The sequence below is a fragment of the Candidatus Methylomirabilota bacterium genome (genome assembly GCA_035709005.1).
Taxonomy (GTDB): domain Bacteria; phylum Methylomirabilota; class Methylomirabilia; order Rokubacteriales; family CSP1-6; genus 40CM-4-69-5.
On the sequence record DASTFB010000047.1, the window covers coordinates 131,144 to 148,877 of the forward strand.

General features: G+C 69.4%; 20 protein-coding genes. 14 read left to right on the forward strand and 6 right to left on the reverse strand.

The genetic code is table 11. The features are described 5' to 3' along the window. Window positions 1–6: 6 nt before the first annotated feature. On the reverse strand, window positions 7–1,629 hold the full coding sequence (locus VFR64_07485; GenBank protein HET9489579.1) for an ABC transporter substrate-binding protein: 1,623 nt from the start codon (window positions 1,627–1,629) through the stop codon (window positions 7–9). Between the two features lie 177 nt (window positions 1,630–1,806). On the opposite strand from VFR64_07485, the gene VFR64_07490 reads away from it, so the two are divergent. Genes VFR64_07490 through VFR64_07520 form a run of 7 tightly spaced genes read left to right on the forward strand, consistent with a single transcriptional unit; the run spans window position 1,807 to window position 7,587 of the window. Continuing rightward, window positions 1,807–2,694, forward strand: coding sequence for a TauD/TfdA family dioxygenase (locus VFR64_07490; GenBank protein HET9489580.1), 888 nt, complete (start codon window positions 1,807–1,809; stop codon window positions 2,692–2,694). Between the two features lie 13 nt (window positions 2,695–2,707). Then, complete coding sequence (locus tag VFR64_07495) at window positions 2,708–3,871, forward strand: acyl-CoA dehydrogenase family protein (GenBank protein ID HET9489581.1); 1,164 nt, start codon at window positions 2,708–2,710, stop codon at window positions 3,869–3,871. Between the two features lie 19 nt (window positions 3,872–3,890). Continuing rightward, complete coding sequence (locus VFR64_07500; GenBank protein ID HET9489582.1) at window positions 3,891–5,027, forward strand: CoA transferase; 1,137 nt, start codon at window positions 3,891–3,893, stop codon at window positions 5,025–5,027. Between the two features lie 59 nt (window positions 5,028–5,086). Next, window positions 5,087–5,263, forward strand: a complete 177-nt coding sequence (locus tag VFR64_07505; GenBank protein HET9489583.1) for a hypothetical protein — start codon at window positions 5,087–5,089, stop codon at window positions 5,261–5,263. 9 nt (window positions 5,264–5,272) lie between these two features. Continuing rightward, window positions 5,273–6,046 (forward strand): enoyl-CoA hydratase-related protein, encoded by a 774-nt coding sequence (locus VFR64_07510; protein HET9489584.1) that lies wholly within the window; start codon window positions 5,273–5,275, stop codon window positions 6,044–6,046. After that, entirely contained in the window at window positions 6,043–6,930 is an 888-nt protein-coding gene (locus tag VFR64_07515) for a CoA ester lyase (protein HET9489585.1), read from the forward strand. Before VFR64_07510 ends, VFR64_07515 begins: the two co-directional genes overlap by 4 nt. Before the next feature lie 48 nt (window positions 6,931–6,978). After that, window positions 6,979–7,587 (forward strand): DUF2652 domain-containing protein, encoded by a 609-nt coding sequence (locus tag VFR64_07520; GenBank protein ID HET9489586.1) that lies wholly within the window; start codon window positions 6,979–6,981, stop codon window positions 7,585–7,587. A gap of 19 nt (window positions 7,588–7,606) precedes the next feature. Here VFR64_07520 and VFR64_07525 read toward each other — a convergent pair whose 3' ends face one another. Continuing rightward, a complete protein-coding gene (locus tag VFR64_07525; GenBank protein HET9489587.1) occupies window positions 7,607–7,783 on the reverse strand; it encodes a hypothetical protein in 177 nt (58 codons plus the stop codon). 88 nt (window positions 7,784–7,871) lie between these two features. Between VFR64_07525 and VFR64_07530 the strand changes: the two genes are divergently transcribed. The 5 genes from VFR64_07530 to VFR64_07550 are packed head-to-tail and all read left to right on the forward strand — an operon-like array spanning window position 7,872 to window position 13,063. Next, window positions 7,872–9,050 carry a methionine synthase gene (locus VFR64_07530; protein ID HET9489588.1) on the forward strand — a complete coding sequence of 393 codons (1,179 nt, stop codon included), beginning with the start codon at window positions 7,872–7,874 and terminating at the stop codon, window positions 9,048–9,050. A gap of 22 nt (window positions 9,051–9,072) precedes the next feature. Next, window positions 9,073–9,786: a PIG-L deacetylase family protein gene (locus VFR64_07535; GenBank protein ID HET9489589.1), complete on the forward strand. Its 714-nt coding sequence runs from the start codon at window positions 9,073–9,075 to the stop codon at window positions 9,784–9,786. 7 nt (window positions 9,787–9,793) lie between these two features. Further along, window positions 9,794–11,032, forward strand: coding sequence for a mandelate racemase/muconate lactonizing enzyme family protein (locus VFR64_07540; protein ID HET9489590.1), 1,239 nt, complete (start codon window positions 9,794–9,796; stop codon window positions 11,030–11,032). 29 nt (window positions 11,033–11,061) lie between these two features. Continuing rightward, the gene (locus VFR64_07545; protein ID HET9489591.1) at window positions 11,062–11,895 is read left to right on the forward strand and encodes an amidohydrolase family protein; all 834 of its coding nucleotides are present in this window, start codon (window positions 11,062–11,064) and stop codon (window positions 11,893–11,895) included. A 31-nt stretch (window positions 11,896–11,926) separates the two neighbouring features. Then, on the forward strand, window positions 11,927–13,063 hold the full coding sequence (locus VFR64_07550; GenBank protein ID HET9489592.1) for a serine hydrolase domain-containing protein: 1,137 nt from the start codon (window positions 11,927–11,929) through the stop codon (window positions 13,061–13,063). Window positions 13,064–13,251: 188 nt separating this feature from the next. Here VFR64_07550 and VFR64_07555 read toward each other — a convergent pair whose 3' ends face one another. Further along, complete coding sequence (locus VFR64_07555; protein HET9489593.1) at window positions 13,252–13,800, reverse strand: acyloxyacyl hydrolase; 549 nt, start codon at window positions 13,798–13,800, stop codon at window positions 13,252–13,254. Between the two features lie 30 nt (window positions 13,801–13,830). Beyond that, a complete protein-coding gene (locus VFR64_07560; GenBank protein ID HET9489594.1) occupies window positions 13,831–14,667 on the reverse strand; it encodes an MBL fold metallo-hydrolase in 837 nt (278 codons plus the stop codon). A 166-nt stretch (window positions 14,668–14,833) separates the two neighbouring features. Here VFR64_07560 and VFR64_07565 point away from each other — a divergent pair, with 166 nt between their 5' ends. Further along, window positions 14,834–15,781: an LLM class flavin-dependent oxidoreductase gene (locus VFR64_07565; GenBank protein HET9489595.1), complete on the forward strand. Its 948-nt coding sequence runs from the start codon at window positions 14,834–14,836 to the stop codon at window positions 15,779–15,781. 31 nt (window positions 15,782–15,812) lie between these two features. Here the strand turns inward: VFR64_07565 and VFR64_07570 are convergent, their stop codons facing one another. Next, the gene (locus VFR64_07570) at window positions 15,813–16,232 is read right to left on the reverse strand and encodes a VOC family protein (protein ID HET9489596.1); all 420 of its coding nucleotides are present in this window, start codon (window positions 16,230–16,232) and stop codon (window positions 15,813–15,815) included. A gap of 11 nt (window positions 16,233–16,243) precedes the next feature. Then, entirely contained in the window at window positions 16,244–16,912 is a 669-nt protein-coding gene (locus tag VFR64_07575) for a hypothetical protein (protein ID HET9489597.1), read from the reverse strand. A 41-nt stretch (window positions 16,913–16,953) separates the two neighbouring features. Here VFR64_07575 and VFR64_07580 point away from each other — a divergent pair. After that, the coding region (locus tag VFR64_07580; GenBank protein ID HET9489598.1) for a mandelate racemase/muconate lactonizing enzyme family protein at window positions 16,954–17,734 on the forward strand (781 nt) is incomplete at its 3' end.

The window sequence follows — 17,734 nt, forward strand, 5'->3', positions numbered from 1 at the left end:
ATCCGGTCAATCTTCGGCCAGCCAGACGTCCTGGAGTTTCTGGTTCGAGTAGTGGCTGGGCGCGGCCTTCCAGTTCTTCACCTTCGACCAGTGCACGATGTTGCGCACCCACCAGAGTCCCTGGGCGAAGTACGCCTTCTCGAACACGATCTTCTCGAACTCGTTCACGAGCTTCTTGCGCTCGGCCTTGTCCAGGGTCCTCGACTGCCGGTCGTAGAGGTCGTCGAGCTGGGGGTCCGAGACCTGGCTCCAGTTCGTCAGCGGGCTGGTGCTGATGAAATCCACCAGCGTCAGGTCGGGCTCGTCCATGAAGTCGACGTGCGGATCGACCATCGTCTCGAAATTCCGCGAGACCCGGCCGGCGTCGAACCAGGCGGCCGTTTCGAGTGGCCGGTTGGTCGCCTCGACCCCGATCTTCCTCCACTCCTGGATGAAGTACACCGCGAAGTCCTGGTAGGGGAGCTTCACGTTGCGGTTCGCCATGACGAACTTGAGGCCGTTCGGGAAACCGGCCTCGGCCAGCAGCTTCTTGGCCTCGGCGCGGTTCTTGTCCATGTCCCGCCCGAACCCGGGGAGCTTCTCGAGCTCGGCCTGCGACATTGCCCACTCGGTCCCCGGGCGCACCAGGCCGCCGACGTTCTTGAGCCCGGTGAGAGGGAACAGCACCTTGCCCATCGTGTAGCGGTCGATGGCAAGCGTGAGCGCCTTGCGGACGCGCACGTCGTCGAATGGCTTGACCTTGTGGTTGAACGAGACCGCCCACCAGCCGGGCGTGGGCGCCTCCTGGACGGTAACCTTGTCGCCGAGCTGCCGCTTGATCGCCTCCACCTCGGACATGGGCAAGCCCCGGAACTCGATGTACGCCCGGCCCGAGCGGACGGCGGCTGAGCGCACGGCGGTCTCGGGACTGATGAAGAACTTGTAGCCGTCGAGATAGGGGCGGCCCTTGACGAAGTAGTCGGGGTTGCGCTCACCCTCGAACGTGGCGCCGCGCGTGTAGTCCTTGAACTTGAACGGTCCGGATCCCACGACATTCGTCTTGAAGTAGTTCGGGTCCTTGTCCAGGTACTTCTTCGGGAAGATCACGTTCCAGGGCGAGGCCAGGTTGGACACGAACGCGGCTGACGGGTGCTTGAGCTTGAAGACCACGGTGGAGGCGTCGGGGGCCTCGATGGCCTTGACCGCCGCGAAATGCGCCTTCCGGATGCTCTTGACCCCCTTGGGCGGGAACACGAGCTTGTCGTAGCTCGCCTTGACGTCGGCCGCAGTCAGCTTCGAGCCGTCGTGGAACTTGATGTCCTGACGGACCTTGACGGTCACGGTAAGGCCGTCGGGCGAGGTCTTCCACTCGGTCCCGGCGTCGCCGATGATCTTGGAGGAGTCCAGCGGGTCAAACTGGAGCAGGGTGCTGTAGAGGGGCGCGACCAGCTGGATGTTGGCGAAGGTGCTCTCCTGGTGCGGGTCGAGGCTCGGCGGGTCGGCGCCGATGGCCGCCAGGAGGATCCCGCCTCTCCGGGGGGTCTCGGCCGCCGCGGCGGTATCCGGCAGCGGGAGCACCAGCGAGCCGAGCAGGAACGTGAGGGCTACGACCGTAAGGAGCGTTCGGGTACGCCGGGTTGCTTCCGCCATCTGACACCTCCCGCGAACGAAGGGACGTAGGACCTGTACAGTGACGGGACAGTGAACCTTTATGCGAAGGGACGCATGGCGGACGCTAACAGGGGACAGGGGCCCGTGTCAACGGGGGACCTGACCAGGCGGGGCGCGCTTGACTCCCGGACCGGGGCCGGCCTAGTCTCGGGGACCATGGCGCTCACCTTCCACAAGCTTCATCCGCACTTCGTCGCCGAGGTTAGCCCGGTGGATCTACGCCGGGTCCATGATCCGGACACCCTGGCCCAGATCCGGGCGGGCATGGACGAGTACGCCGTCCTGGTCTTCCGGGAGCAGCCCTTCTCGGACGAGGAGCACCTGGCCTTCGCCCAGCGCCTCGACGGGGAGCTCCACACCCGCACCGGGTCGGCCGCCCTCGGCAAGAGCCGACTGGGCAACGAGGCGCTCTCCGACATCTCCAACCTCGACGAGCGCGGCGAGATCCAGCGCGAGGGGGACCGCCGTCGCATGTACACGCTGGGCAACCGGCTCTGGCACACCGACGCGTCGTTCGTCGATCCGCCGGGCCGCTACTCGATGCTCTCGGCCAAGGTCGTCCCGCCCGTGGCGGCCGACACGGAGTTCGCCGACATGCGCGCCGCCTACGACGCGTTGCCTGCGGAGATCAAGGCCCGGCTGGAAGGCCTGCGTGTCCACCATTCGATTGCCCACTCCCGGCAGACCCTCGGGTTCGAGTTCTCTGAGGACGAGCAGGAGAAGCTGAAGGGCGCCATCCACCCGCTGATACGCAGGATCCCGCGCTCGGGACGGCAATCGCTCTACGTCGCCTCTCACGCCTCGCGGATCATCGACTGGCCGGTGCCCGAGGGGCGATTGCTGCTGCGCGACCTGATCGAGCACGCCACCCAGCCCGAGTTCGTCTATCGCCATTCCTGGCGTGTCGGCGACCTCGTGATCTGGGACAACCGGGCCACCATGCATCGGGCTCGCCCCTTCGAGGACACGACCTATCGCCGCGAGCTGCGCCGGGTGACGACCCTGGACATCGCCGAGCCTGTCGTCGCCGTCTCAGGCTCCTGACGGCGCCCGCGCTGTGACGGCGTTCTCCGGGTTCAGCCTCCCCGACGAGCTCCGCCTCCTCCGCGACCAGGTCCGCCGCTTCATCCGGGAGGAGATCATCCCGCTGGAGCAGCGGCTGGACCCGGACGCTCCCGGCATCCCCGAGGAGGATTTCCAGCGGCTGGCCGCCAAGACCAGGGCGGCGGGGTTGTGGGCGCTGGGCGCCCCCGAGGAGCACGGGGGCGGCGGGCTCAACACCTTCAGCATGTCGGTGATCCTGGAGGAGATGGCCCAGCATCGGATGGGGCTCTACAGCCCCGGCTGCGGCGTCTTCGGCCGCTACCCGCCGCCGGCGATCTGGGCCGGCAGCAAGGAGCAGATCGCCAGATATGCGGTGCCCACCATCCGCGAGGGATGGCGGACCTTCTTCGCCATAACCGAGCCCTCGGGCGGCTCCGATCCCGCCGGGGCCATCCAGACGCGGGCCGAGCGGCGGGGCGATCGGTGGGTGTTGAACGGACGCAAGGTGTTCATCTCCAACGCCCACAACGCGAAGTGGGGAGTGGTCTGGGCGCGCACCGACAAGGCCAAGGGCCGGGCCGGCATCTCCTGCTTCATCGTGGAGGCGGGCACGCCGGGCTTCACGGCCAGGAACATCCGCACGATCCGGACCTCGGCCGTGCCCAACGATGTCGTGTTCGAGGACTGCGAGATTCCCGCCGAGAACCTGATCGGCGCCGAGGGGCAAGGGCTGGACCTCGCCTTCGACCTCCTGGTGAAGAACCGCTTTCCGTACTCCGCCTGCAACCTGGGCGTGGCCGTGGCCGCGCACCGCATGGCCATCGAGCACGCCAAGCAGCGGTCGACCTTCGGGGTGCCGCTGAGCCAGCGTCAGGCCATCCAGTGGATGCTGGCAGACGCCGAGGTGGAGCTGCGGGCCTGCCGGTGGCTGGTCTGGGAGGGGGCCTGGAAAGCCGATCGGGGCGAGGATGCGCGTGTGGAAGCCTCGATCGCCAAGCTGTACTCCAGCGAGGTGCTCGGGCGCGTGATCGACGCCGCCGTGCAGATCCACGGCGGCTACGGCGTGGCCAAGGAGTTTCCCCTGGAGCGCTGGTATCGAGAGGCCCGCGTGCGCCGCATCGGTGAAGGGCCGTCCGAAGTGCACCGCATGGTCATCGCCCGCTCGCTGTTCCGCTGACCGGTCCCGGCCGCCTGCGATGCTGCCGCTGACCGGCGTGACGGTCGTCGAGCTGGGAGCCAACCTGGCCGGTCCCTACGCGGCCGAAGTCCTCGGCCACCTTGGAGCGGACGTCGTCAAGATCGAGCGGCCGGAAGGCGACGACGCCCGGCACTGGGGGCCGCCGTTCTACCAGGGCGTGGCGCCCAGCTACCTGGCGGTGAACGCCAACAAGCGCGGGATCACCGTGGACCTCAAGGACCCCCAGGCGGTGGCCTGGCTCGCCGACTTCATCGGCCAGGCCGACGTCCTCATCCAGAACCACCGCCCCGGCTCCCTCGACGCCATCGGGCTTGGCCCCGCGGCCCTGACCGCCCGCTATCCGCGGCTGATCTACTGCTCCGTGTGGGCCTTCGGCCGGCAGGGCCCGCTCGCCCTCAAGCCGGCCTACGAGCCGGTGGTGCAGGCCTTCGCCGGCCTGATGGTCATGAACGCGGCCGAGAGCGACCCGCCCACGCGCATCGGCGTCTCGGCGCTCGATTACGGCACCGGGATGTGGACGGCCATCGGCGCGCTGGCCGGGTTGTTCCAGCGCGCCCACACCGGGCGGGGGTGCGTCGTGGACTCCTCGCTGCTGGAGACGGGTCTGGCCTGGCTCAAGGGGCCGATCGCCCTCTTCACCACCACCGGCGCCGTGCCCGACCGTCATCGCACGGGCAGCGGCCGGCTCGTCCCGTTCCAGGCCTTCGAGACGAAGACGGGCCCGATCCTGGTGGCGGCCGGCAACGATCGGCTCTTCGCCAAGCTGGCGGGTGTGCTGGGGCACCCCGAGTGGGCGACCGACGCGCGCTTCACCGGCAATGCGGCCCGCCAGGCCAACAAGACGGAGCTGCTGGGCCAGATCGAACACATTCTCCGCACGCGCAGCAAGGGCGAGTGGATCGACCTCCTGGAGGCCGCCGGCGTGCCGTGCGCACCGATCAACAGCCTGCCCGACGTGCTGGCCCAGCCGCAGACCGACGCCCTCGGGATTCTCCAGCCGGTGCCCGGCGACGAGATACCGCTGGTCGGGCTGCCGCTCTCGTTCGACGGCGTCCGGCCGGCGATTCGCAGGGCGCCGCCGAAGATCGGTGAGCACAACGACGAGATTCGGCCCAAGAGCGATCGGCGGGCGTAGCGATGTCGCGAGAAGTCGACGCTTGAAGGTCAGTCGGCTGCTGAGGTAGAGATAAGCTCGTGACTCCCACCGAGTATGAGGAGCTCGCCGAGTTTCTCGGACACCGCTTCGGCGAGATCGATCGCCGGTTCGATGAGAGCGATCGCCAGTTCACCGAGCTTCGTCAAGAGATGCTCGGGCACTTTGACGAAACGTACCGTCGCCTCGAGCGTCTCGAGCAGCGGCTTTCCCCGTAGGCGCACGCCATGAAAGTCATCTACGACGTCAAAGACCGGGTCGCTCGCATCACGATCAACCGGCCCGAGGCCATGAACGCGATGGACCCCGACGTCTACGCCGGGCTCTCCACGGCCTGGACCGACGTGCGCGACAACCCCGACGTGTGGGTCGCCATCGTCACGGGAGCGGGCGACAAAGCCTTCACGGCGGGGGCCGATCTCAAGGCCATGACCACGCGAACGCGCGAGCGGGCGGATTTCTTCCTCACCCAGCAGAGTATGATCCTGAACCGGGGCCTGGAGGTCTGGAAGCCGGTCATCGCCGCCGTCAACGGCTACTGCCTGGCCGGGGGAATGACGCTGCTGTTCGCCACCGACATCCGGATCGCCGCCGAGCATGCCGTGTTCGAGATCTCGGAGGTCAAGCGCGGCATCCTGCCCGGCAACGGCGGCACCCAGCGGGCGCTGCGCCAGCTGCCCTACGCCATCGCCATGGAGATGCTGCTGCTGGGCCGGCGCCTGACCGCCCAGGAAGGGCTGGCCTACGGGCTGGTCAATGCGGTCGTGCCCCGGGGCGACCTGCTGTCCACGGCGGAGCAGTACGCCGGCCGGCTGTGCGAGCATGGCCCGCTGGCCCTGCGCGCCGTGAAGGAGCTCGCCATCCGGAGCCAGAGCGTGCCGCTGGAGCACGGCCTGCGGCTGGAGGAAGCCTTCCAGGAGTTTCTGCGGACGACGGAAGATGCCCGAGAAGGGCCGCGGGCCTTCGCCGAGAAGCGCAAGCCCGTCTACAAGGCGCGATGACCCCTTCACGCTCGGCACTCTACGTTCCCGGCAATCGCCCGGAATGGATCGAGAAGGCCGTGAGCTACGGGGCCGACACGCTGATGCTCGACCTGGAAGACTCCGTGCCCGGGCCCGAGAAGGCCGCGGCGCGCGCCACCGTCAAGGCCGGGGTCCGGATGCTCAAGGCCCGGGGCCAGGCCTGCGCCGTCCGGATCAACGGCTTCGCGACGGGGCTGACGCTCGACGACCTCGAGGCCGTGCTGTGCCCCGAGCTGGAGCGGGTGCTGCTGCCCAAGGTGGAGAGCCCGGCCGACCTGGACCAGCTCGACGCGCTGCTGACACACCTGGAGCGCCGGCTGGGCATCCCGGAGGGCCAGATCGAGACCCCGCTGGCGTGCGAGACAGCCCCGGCCATGCGCAGCGTCTACGAGATCGCCACCCGATGCCGGCGGGTCAAGCGGGTGAGCCTGGCGGCCGGCCCCGGGGGCGACGCCGCCCGCGCCATCGGCTATCAGTGGTCCAAGGAGGGGCTGGAGACGCTCTTCCTGCGCTCCAAGGTCGTCCTCGACGCGCGGGCGGCGGGCATCGCGTATCCGACGATCAGCTCGTGGTGGAACATCAAGGACCTGGAGGGGCTGGAGCGCGACGCCCGCTGGAACCGCGCACTCGGCTACCGCGGCCAGACGGTGATGCATCCCACCCACGTTCCCATCGTCAACCGCGTGTTCACGCCGACGGCCGACGAGATCGCCTACCACCAGGGCCTGATCGCGGCCATGGCCGAGGCGGCCCGGAATGGGATCGCCGCCGTGTCCTACCGGGGCGACATGGTCGACGAGGCCATGGTCAAGACGTCCCGCGAGCTCCTGGCCTTCGCCCGGGCCATCGGCCTTCAAGCCTGATCGTCCCCGGCCACTTTCACGAAGTCGCCCGTTCGGGGTTTCACTGGTATGGATGCCCACATCGAGCAGGGAATGCTGGTCCTGGCCGATATTTCCGGATTCACCGCGTTCGTCACGGCGACCGAGCTCGAGCACGGACCGCCCATCATCGCCGCGTTGCTCGAGGAGGTCATCGGCAAGCTCGCGCCCCCGCTGCAGATCCAGGAAGTCGAGGGGGATGCGGTCTTCGCGCTGGGGCCGGATGGCGTCCTGGTTCCGCCGGAGCGCGTGCTCGAGGTGCTGGAAGGGGCGTTCATCGCCTTCCGTCAGCGCCAGCAGGACATGCAGGCGACCGAGACCTGTTCGTGTAACGTCTGCGCCAACATCTCCGCTCTCGATCTCAAGATCGTCGCTCACCACGGGAGCTTTCTCCGTCATGTGGTGGGGGGCCGGAGTCAGGCGGCGGGGGTGGATGTCATCCTCGCCCATCGACTGCTCAAGAACCGCCTGAGCGCCCGGCGGGCGTACCTGATGCTCACGGAAGCCGCGTTGCGCTGGATCGGCGTCGATCCCGCCCGCGCGGGGCTGGTCGCTCACACCGAGCGCTACGAACACCTGGGCGACGTTCGCTGCTTCGTGAAAACGCTGGCCCCCGAGCCGCTCGCCGCCCCCGCGTGAGCGGGCGACGCGGGGGGCGCTACTCCCCGCGAATCTCCCGCAATCGTCGCTTCAACGCCGTCATGCGGTCGTTCATCCTGTCCGAGAGGCGCGTCCGGGCCGGCTTCTTCGTCTCGGCCTCCTGTCTCACCGGTCGCGGCGTGGGGGCGTGACAGTAGGCGCAACCCTGCCGCAAGCCATGCTTGCACTCGCTCATCGATCTCGCTCTCCTTGCTCCTCAGCATACCGCCGACGGACCCGAACGTCGGTGAGATCTCTGTTATGATGCCGGGGCGCCCGCACCCATGCGCAAGAGCGACGACCGGATCCTCGTCACCCACGTCGGCAGCCTCCCCCGCGACCCCGTCCTGCGCGATCTCCTCGTCAAGCAAGACCGCGGTCAGCCCATCGACGAGCGCGAATTCGAGCGCCAGGCCGAGGCCGCGGTGCGGGCCGTGGTGGCCCGGCAGCTGGAGGCTGGTATCGACATCGGCAACGACGGTGAGCAACCGCGCGCGGGATTTTCCACCTACGTGGCGCGGCGGATGCGGGGCTTCGGCGGCGAGAGCAAGCGCTCGCTGGCCCGTGACCTGGCCGAGTTCCCGGACTGGGCGGCCATGCTGCAGGCCCGGCGGCAGAACGCGGCCCGCAGCGCCAACGCGCCCCAGGCGCTGGGCGAGGTGAGCTACGATGACCTGCGCGAGGCGGAGCGGGAGTGCGACCTCTTCCTCCGGGCGACCGCCGCCGCCCCCGGCCAGTTCACGGAGCGCTTCATGACCGCCGCCTCCCCCGGCACCGTCGCCACCATCCTCCTGAACGCCCACTACGAGTCTCACGAGCGCTACGTCATGGCCCTGGCCCGGGAGATGCGGAAGGAGTACGAGCTGATCCACTCGCGAGGCCTGCTCCTGCAGCTCGACTGCCCGGACCTGGCCATGGAACGGGCGCGATTCTTTCAGCACGAGTCGCTGGGCGGCTTCGTGCGGGCGGTGGAGCTTCACGTCGAAGCCATCAACCAGGCCACCGCGGCCATTCCCGCTGATCGCATCCGCCTGCACGTGTGCTGGGGCAACTACGAGGGACCCCACATCCACGACGTGCCGCTGGAGACCATCCTGCCCGTCATCGTCCGCGCCCGGGTGGGGGCGATCTCCCTGCCCCTGGCCAACCCGCGCCATCAGCACGAGTACCGGGTGCTGGCGCGCCAGCGGCTCCCCGAGGCCATGCTCTTCCTGCCCGGGGTGATCGATACGACCACCAACTACGTGGAGCACCCAGAGGTCGTGGCCGATCGCATCGGCCGGGCCGTGGAGGCGCTCGGCGACCGCACGCGCGTGATCGCCTCGACCGATTGCGGCTTCGGCACCTTCGCCGGCTCGGAGAACTGCGCGGCCAGCGTGGTGTGGGCCAAGCTCGACTCGTTGCGCCAGGGCGCCGCCCTGGCGAGTCGACGACTGTGGGGAGGCCAGGGACCCAGTGCCTGAGGGGACGAGACCACTCGAGATCGTGACCGAGGTGCCCGACCGGGCGATGGTGATCTTCGCGCATCCCGACGACGCCGAGATCGCCTCCGGCGGGGTGATCGCCAAGTGGGTGGCGGCGGGCTGTGAGGTGACGTATGTCCTGTGCACGAACGGTCAGGCCGGCACGGCCGATCGGTCGCTGACGCCGGCCACGCTGGCCCAGAAACGCGCCGAGGAGCAGCGGGCCGCCGCCGATTTCATGGGCGTCAAGCACCTGGTCATGCTGGGGTATCCCGACGGGGAGCTCGAGGATACCCGCGAGTTCCGGGGCGACCTCGTCCGGGCCCTGCGCCAGTACCGGCCGAACACCGTGCTCGTCCACGATCCCTACCGGACCACCGGGTTCCAGCATCGCGATCACCGCCACGCCGGCATCGCCACCACCGACGCCGTGTACCCGTATGCCCGCGACCACCTGCATTTCCCCGAGCAGATCACCCGCGAGGGCCTCGAGCCGCACAAGGTCCGCGAGCTGTGGTACTGGGGGATGGACCAGCCCAACATCATCGTGGACGTCACGGACTCGATCGACCGACAGATCGCCGCCTTGATCCGCCACGAGAGCCAGCTCCCCGGCTTCAACGTGGCCGATGGGGAGACGATCGGCCAGCGCTTGCGCCGCCATGCCGCCGAGGTGGCCGCCGGCTACGGCTTTCGGTACGGTGCGGTCTTCCGGCGGCTGATCGCGCGGAGGTAGCGCGGGCATGAAGATCTCCCGCGTGGAGGCGCTGCACTGCGACGGCGGCTGGCGGCCGTGGACGTTCGTCCGGCTGGAGACCGACGGCGGCCTCGTCGGCTGGGGCGAGTGCAGTGACAACCGGAGCCCGTACGGCATCGCCGGCTGCGTGCGCGACCTGTCCGACCTCCTGGTTGGCCAGGACCCCCGGCCGGTGGAGCGCCTGTACTGGGACATGCTGCGCCGCGTTCGCCAGAATCTCGGCGGGGTCTCCCACAAGGCCATCGCCGGCATCGAGCTGGCCCTCTGGGATCTCAAGGCCAAGGCGCTCGGCGTGCCGGTCTACGAGCTGTTCGGCGGCCCCCTGCGCGACCGGGTCCGCCTCTACTGGTCCCACTGCGGGACGACGCGGGCACGGATGGGCAGCCTGCTGGGGACGCCGACGCTCAAGACGTACGACGACATCGCGGCCCTCGGCCGCGAGGTGGTGGCCCGGGGCTTCACCGCGCTGAAGACCAACATGGTCATCCCGGGCGAGCCCGCCACGGTGTACTTCCCCGGCTTCGCCAGCGGCATCAACACGACCGACGGTGCGCCCACGGTCGAGATCCTCGAGGCCATCGACCGCCTCATCGGTACGTTCCGCGCCGCCGTCGGGCCCCGGATCGGACTCTGTCTGGACCTCAACTACAACTTCCGGACCGAGGGGGTCCTGCGCATCGCCAGGTTGCTGGAGAAGTACGACCTGCAGTGGCTCGAGTACGACAACTGGGACCCCGAGGCCCTGCTGCAGATCAAGCAGGCGAGCTCCACGCGGCTGGCCTCCTGCGAGAGCCTGGTGACGCTCCGGCAGTACCGGCCGTTCCTGGAGCGGCACGCGGTGGACGTGGCCATCGTCGACGTGCCCTGGAACGGCTTCTCACAAGCCGTGCAGATCGGCCGGCTGGCCGAGGCGTGCGAGATCAACATCGCCCCCCACAACTACTACAGCCACCTGGCCGATCTGCACTCTCTGCATCTGTGCGCCGTCTTGCCCAACGTGCGCATCATGGAGATCGACATCGATGACGTGCCGTGGAAGGGCCCGCTCGTGACCCGACCGCCCGTCATCCGCGACGGCCACATCTGGCTGAACGACGCGCCGGGCTGGGGCGCCGACATCGACGAGCGCGTGCTGCGCGAGCACCCCTGGCCGCGGCCCGGTGAGGGGAGCGCTCCGCGGTTCTACGGCATGGATCCCGGACAGATGACGGCGCGCCCGCGCTGAGCGAGAATCTCAACCCGAGGGAGCCGCGCATGGACATCGTCGATTCGCAGGTCCACATCTGGGGTGCCGATACGCCCGACCGGCCGTGGCCGCCGGGCCGCGCCCAGGACGCGCAAAAGCCCTATCCGATCTCCAAGGAGGCGGTGCTCTTCCAGATGGATCTGGCCAAGGTTCGTCGCGCGGTGCTGGTGCCGCCGTCGTGGGAGGGCGACCGCAACGATCTGGCGTTGGAGGCCGCGCGCCGCTACCCCGACCGGTTCGCCGTCATGGGGCGGCTGGCCGTGCAGGATCCCGGCAGCCGCGCGGTGGTGGCCGACTGGAAGAAGCAGCCCGGCATGCTCGGCATGCGGTTCACCTTCCACAGCGAACACTATCGCCACTTCCTCACCGACGGCACCGCCGACTGGCTATGGCCGGCGGCGGAGCGCCACGGCATTCCCCTCATGGTCCTCGTCCCGGGGGCGCTCGACGTGATCGACCGCATTGCCGGCCGCCATCCCGGGCTCAAGCTCGTGATCGACCACGTGGGCATCAGCCTTCGCGAGAAGGCCCCGAAGGTCTTCGAGGACCTGCCCGCGGTGTGCCGGCTGGCCAAGCACCCCAACGTGGCGGTGAAGGCCTCGGGGATGCCGGCATGGTCGACCGAGGGCTATCCGTTCCGCGACTTGCACCCGCACATCCGCACCCTGGTCGAGGCCTTCGGCCCGCGCCGGACGTTCTGGGGCACGGACCTCACCCGCATGCCCTGCACCTACCGGGAATGCATCGATCTCTTCACGCAGGAGCTGCCCTGGCTCAAGGCCGAGGATCTGGCCTGGGTCATGGGGCGTGGGGTGTGCGAATGGCTCGGCTGGCCGCTGTGATCCCGATCCCCTAACCGGAGGAGACACCCCGATGGCTCAGCGATTTCCTCTCGAGCTCTCGACCCCGGCGGCCCTTCAGCTCGATGCCGCCGCGCTGGCGCGACTGGACGAGCTGATCAATCGTCACATCGCCGAAGGACGGTACCCGGGCGCCCAGATCGCCGTCGCCCGCCACGGCAAGCTCGCCCTCGCGAAGACGTACGGTGACGCGCGGCTGGAGCCCCAGCGCCAGGCCGCCCGCGACGACACGCTCTGGCTGCTCTACTCCAATACCAAAGTCGTCACCGCCTGTGCCGTGTGGCTCCTGGCCGAGCGGGGCGCCCTGCGCTTCACCGACCGCGTAGCCGAGCACCTGCCGGGCTTCGAGGCCAATGGCAAGGGCGACATCACGATCATCCAGCTCCTGTCGCACCGCGCCGGGTTTCCGAGCGCGGAGGTGCCGAAGGAAGTTTGGGAGGACCACGAGCTCCTGCGGCGTGCGGTGTGTGGCTTCACCCTCGAGTGGACGCCCGGGTCACGGCTGCACTACCACGGGCGGTCGGCCCACTGGACGGCGGCGGCGATGATCGAGGCCGTCACCAAGACCGACTACCGGGCGTTCATCCGCGACAACGTCATCACCCCTCTGGGGCTGGGCGACGAGCTCTTCGTGGGCCTTCCCGACGCCGAGCACGGCCGGGCGGTGGACATGCACGAGCCGTCGCCGGACGGCACCCGGCAGGTCCGGCGCGCCGACGAGAACAACGCGGGCTTCCGCCGGGCCGGGGCGCCGAGCAGCGGCGGCTACGCCACGGCGAGAGCCATGGCCGCCTTCTACCACATGATGCTGGCTGGCGGCCGGCTCAACGGAGTGCGCCTGTTCTCGCCGCGCCTGATCCAGTACGTCACCCGCAACGTCACCGGCGACATGGTCGATGGCTACATGGGCATGCCGATGCACCGGGGTCTTGGCCCGCATCTGCGCGGAACGACCGATAGCATCCGGGGGCTGGGCGCGCTGGCCTCACCGCGAACGTTCGGTCACGGGGGCGTGGGCTCGTCGTATTGCTGGGCCGATCCCGACTCCGGCGTCAGCTTCGCTTACTTCACCAACAGCCGCATTCCCGATCCCTGGCACAGCGCGCGCCTGGACGTGGTGTCCAACTGCGTGCACTCGGCGATCGATTGAAGATGGGGGCCCCGAAATGGCCCCCATACCCCCCGCGCTCGGAGCGCCCCGGCAAAGCCGTGTCGCTCCTCGATTTGAAGATGGGGGGCGACATGGGATGGGGGCCCCGACATGGCCCCCTATACCCCATTCACGTATCAATCGAGCCTTCGGCTCGATTGCGCCAGCGACCGGCGTGACGTGCTACTTCAGCGGAAGGTCCAGCTCAGCTCCAGCATGTGGAGGTCGGCCCCGGTGCCCTCGCCATAGATCTTGGCGTCGGACAGATGCTGCATCCGATAGCCCACGCCGAGCCCGCGGTACACGGGCACGCGCACGCCGAAGGTCGCCACGAGCTGGAAGGCGCCGCCGAAGTTCTGGACGCCGAACTTGTGCCTGGTGAGCACCGCCGCCCCCAGTCCGACGTCGAGCGCCAGCGGGCTATCCCGCCGGCCGACCGCCACGAGCGGCACGATGCTGCCGACGAAGCCCGCTTCGCCGGCTCCGATCAGCGCGCCGGCCGTGGCCATGAGCCGCGGAGCCACATCCCACCCCGATCGCGCGTACCACGTCCACGGCAACGCGGCCGTCGCGAAGATGTCGTACTGCTGGAACGATTCCTTCTCGTCGCCGCCGAACACGTTCGGGCCATCGGCCCCCCCCCGGATCCCCACGTTCAGCAGGCGGAACTCCGCGTGGCTCGGCCCCGCGGCGAGCACGACGAGGCCCAGGCCCAGAGCGGCTGCTGCCCAACGCATCGCGGTAATCGTGGTCGCCCGGCGCGAGATCTAGATTCCCTGCCAGTAGCGGCGGCCGTGCAGGCGCACGATCTTGCCGAACCCGGGCGCCGGGAAGTGGCCGGCCGCCACGATGATCTCTTCGCGCTCCAGCCGGTCGAGCAGGGCGCGGCGGGTCCGCCGGGTGATGTCCGGATCCATGTCGGCGCGCGAGACCCAGTCGGGCTCCAGCACCTGGACCGGGCTGTGGGCGGCGTCGCCGAGCACGAGGGCGCGCTGGCCCCTGGAGGTGATCAGGATGCTCATGTGCCCGGGCGTGTGGCCGGGCGTGGGCAGCGCCGTCAGCTCGCGGGTCAGATGTTGCTCGCCCTGCATGAACTCGATCAGCCCCAGCTCGGCCAGCGGCCAGACACACGTGGGGGCGTTCACGAAACGGGTCGGCTGGACGTCGGGCTGATGGCACACCTCCCAGTCCTCGGCGCTCATCCAGTAGCGGGCCCTGGGGAAGGTCGGTACGTACCGCGTGCCCTCGGCCCGCAAGTTCCATCCGACGTGATCGCGGTGCAGGTGGGTCATCACCACCATGTCGATTTCGTCGGGCCGCACGCCCTTGGCCTGGAAGTCGTGCAGGAGCTGACCCCAGGGGACGTCGGGCCCGTCGGCGGGCTTGGGGCCCAGGCCCGTGTCGACGAGGACGGTCCGCCCGTCGGACCGGATCAGGTACGAGCCGAGGTTGAACCGGACGTGATGGTCCGTCAGGTGTGACTCGTAGGGTTGCCAGTCCTGCTCGGGAATGGTCGGGAAGAAGTTGCAGAGGTCGAACTCGAGCAGGCCGTCCGACAACGCCAGGATCTCCACGTCGCCGACCCGGATCACGTGATTGGGCATGGACCCCTCCGATCATGGCACGGGCCCTGACCGTCTGGAAAGGATTAGGCTCGCGTCGCGCGGTATACTTCGACCTGCCGTTTCGGCGTCGGCTGGCGAAGCCGTGGTTCCGCTCCGAGTATGTCCTGCCCGGCCTGGCGCTGGCAACGCTGGAAAAGGGGGAGTCATGGCGGTCGAGTTCGGCGTGCTGATTCCCACTCGCGAGGCGGTGATGTCCGGGCATCCGGAGACCGTCCCGCTGCTGGCCATGGCCGAGCGCGCGGAGGCGGCGGGCTTCGACTCCGTGTGGATCGGCGACTCCATCACCGCGCGGCCGCGCCACGAGCCGCTCACGCTGCTGGCCGCGGTGGCCGCGCGCACCCGCCGGATGCGGCTGGGCACCGGCGTGCTGCTGCCGGCGCTGCGCAACCCGGTCGTGCTGGCCCACGTCGTGGCCACCCTCGACCGCGTCGCGGAAGGCCGGGTGATCCTCGGCGTCGGCATCGCCGCCGATACGCCGGCCATCCGCCGGGAGTTCGCGGCCGTGGGCGTGCCCTTCGAGCGCCGGGTGGGCCGCTTTCTCGAGATGCTCGAGATCTGCCGCGCCCTGTGGCGGCAGGACAACGTCAGCTTCAGCGGCAAGCACTTCACGCTGGACAAGGCCACCGTCGAGCCCAAGCCGCATCGTGCCGGCGGGCCCCCCATCTGGATCGGGGGCAGCGGGCCCACCGCGCTCCGCGAGGCGGCGCGCTTCGACGCCTGGTTCCCCACCGGGCCCAGCGTCGAGTTCTTCGCCGAGCACTTTCCCAAGATTCAGGCCGCCGCCCGGGCGGCGGGTCGCCCGCCGGACGCCGTGACGGGCGCGGCCTACCTGACGCTGGCCCTGGACCGCGATCGCGCCGCCGCCGAGCAGCGGCTCAACACGTTTCTGGAGACGTACTACGCGGCGCCGGCCCGCACGATCCTGGCCCGCCAGGCCTGTTACGCCGGCCCCCTGGAAGGGGGCATCGAGTGGCTGCAGCGCTGGATCGCCGCCGGCGCGCGTCACCTCAACTTGCGCTTCGCCGGCGGCGACCAGCTCGCCCAGGTCGACGAGGTGGCCTCGCACGTGCTGCCGCGGCTCAAACGAGGCTGATCCTTCGCGAGCCGCGTGCCACGGCGGCGGCTCAGCAGCAGCCGCCGGCGATGCCGGCCCGGCGCGGCTCCACCAGCTCGACGCGGGCGTCGTCGGGCGCGCGCAGGAACGCCACCCGCGGCCCGTTGGGCACCTGGATCGGTCCCTCGAGCAGACGGGCGCCGAGACCCTCCAGGCGGGCGATGTCCGCTTCGAGGTTCTGCGAGTCGAAGCCGAAGTGCTCGAGCCCGTGATGGGCGCTGGCGTCACCCGGACCGAGCGTCTCGCCGGTGCGGGCTCCCGAGATGTTCACCATCATGCCGCCGTCCTCGCTCTGACACCGGAGGAAGCGGTCGCCGAAGGCGCGCACCTCGTCGCCGACGATCTTGAAGCCGAAGGCCTGCACGTACCACTCCGCCGTCTGTCGGGGATCCCTGGCCTTGAGATGGATGTGGTTGATGCGATACGGCATGCCGGCCTCCCTCAGAGCTCGAACGTCTTGACGTAGACGCCCGGCGAGCCGGGCGCGTGGCGCATGTGGGTGCGCATGCGGGCGTTCAGGGGAGAGACGTCGCGCTGGGCCTGCCAGGCCGCGCTCTCCGAGACCTTGGGGTGCTCGAACTCGTAGAACGTCATGTAGGTCGGCGTGCCGGTGACAGCCCGATACCGGCGGCCGCGAATGACGCCGGGCACCTTCTCGTAGTTGGGGACGTAGACGGTGTTGTACCAGACGTTCCACTCGTCGTCGACGTCGCCCGGCACGTCCATGCGTCCGATCTGCAGCGCGGGCGCCGGCGGGCGCTCAATCGCCGCGGCGGCCAGCGTCCTGGGGTGGATCATCACGTAGACGTTGCGGATGTAGGTGGTGGCGATGGCGCTGGGCCCGTAGCGTTTGGTGCCTTCCGTGGGGTTGGCCTGCACACGCTTGTAGGCCTCGTTCTCCAGCACCGCGGGACTCTCCAGCTCGTAGTACGCCAGGTGCTTGGGGCCGCCCTTCACGGCTTCGTAACGGGCGCCACTCAGGAACCCGGGAATCGCCAGCCGCTCGGCGAGATGCTCCTCGTTGTACCAGCGATTGAAATCCTTCTCCTTGTCGGCGGGAACGTCGGCCCAGACCATCAGCAGCGCGGTGCCCTTCTTCTTCGTCCCCATGTGGCCTCCTCCTCGGTGGGGCCTTAGTATATTGATCACCCATGAAGATCACCAGGGTCGACACCGTCGTCCTCAACCTGCCGATGATCATCGAAGGGGCCACGCCCATGCTGGGCGGCCGCCCCCGGACGAGCATCGACATGCTGCTGGTACGCGTGGAGACCGACGACGGGCTCACCGGCTGGGGCGAGGCGTTCGGCCACCGCATCTTCCCGGCTACCCGGGCCGCCATCGACACCTTGCTGGGCCCGATGTGCGTGGGCCGCGATCCGGCCCAGATCCTGGCAGTCAACGACGAGCTGCAGCGGGCCCTGCACGGGGTGGGGCGGAACGGCGCGGCGATCTACGCGCTGTCGGGGATCGACATCGCGCTCTGGGACCTCGCCGGCAAGGCCGCGGGCCTGCCGCTCTACCGCCTGCTCGGGGGTAGCCCGCGCGCCGACCTGCCCGCCTATGCCAGCCTCCTGCGCTACGGCAGCGCCGAGGCCGTGGCCCAGCACACCGATCAGGCGCTGGCCCGCGGCTACCGCCACATCAAGATCCACGAGATCACCGTGCCCGAGATCAAGGCCGCGCGCGATGCCGCGGGCCCGGGCGTTCCGCTGATGGTCGACACCAACTGTCCGTGGACGGTGGCCGAGGCGGTGGAGATGGCGCGACGGCTGGCTCCTCTCGACGTCGACTGGCTGGAAGAGCCGGTGTGGCCTCCGGAGAATCTCGCGGGGCTGGCCGAGGTGCGGGCCCGCGGCGGCTTGGCCACGGCCGCCGGCGAGAACTACGGGACGGTCTGGGAGTTCCGCCGCGCGTTCGAGGCCGGCGCGA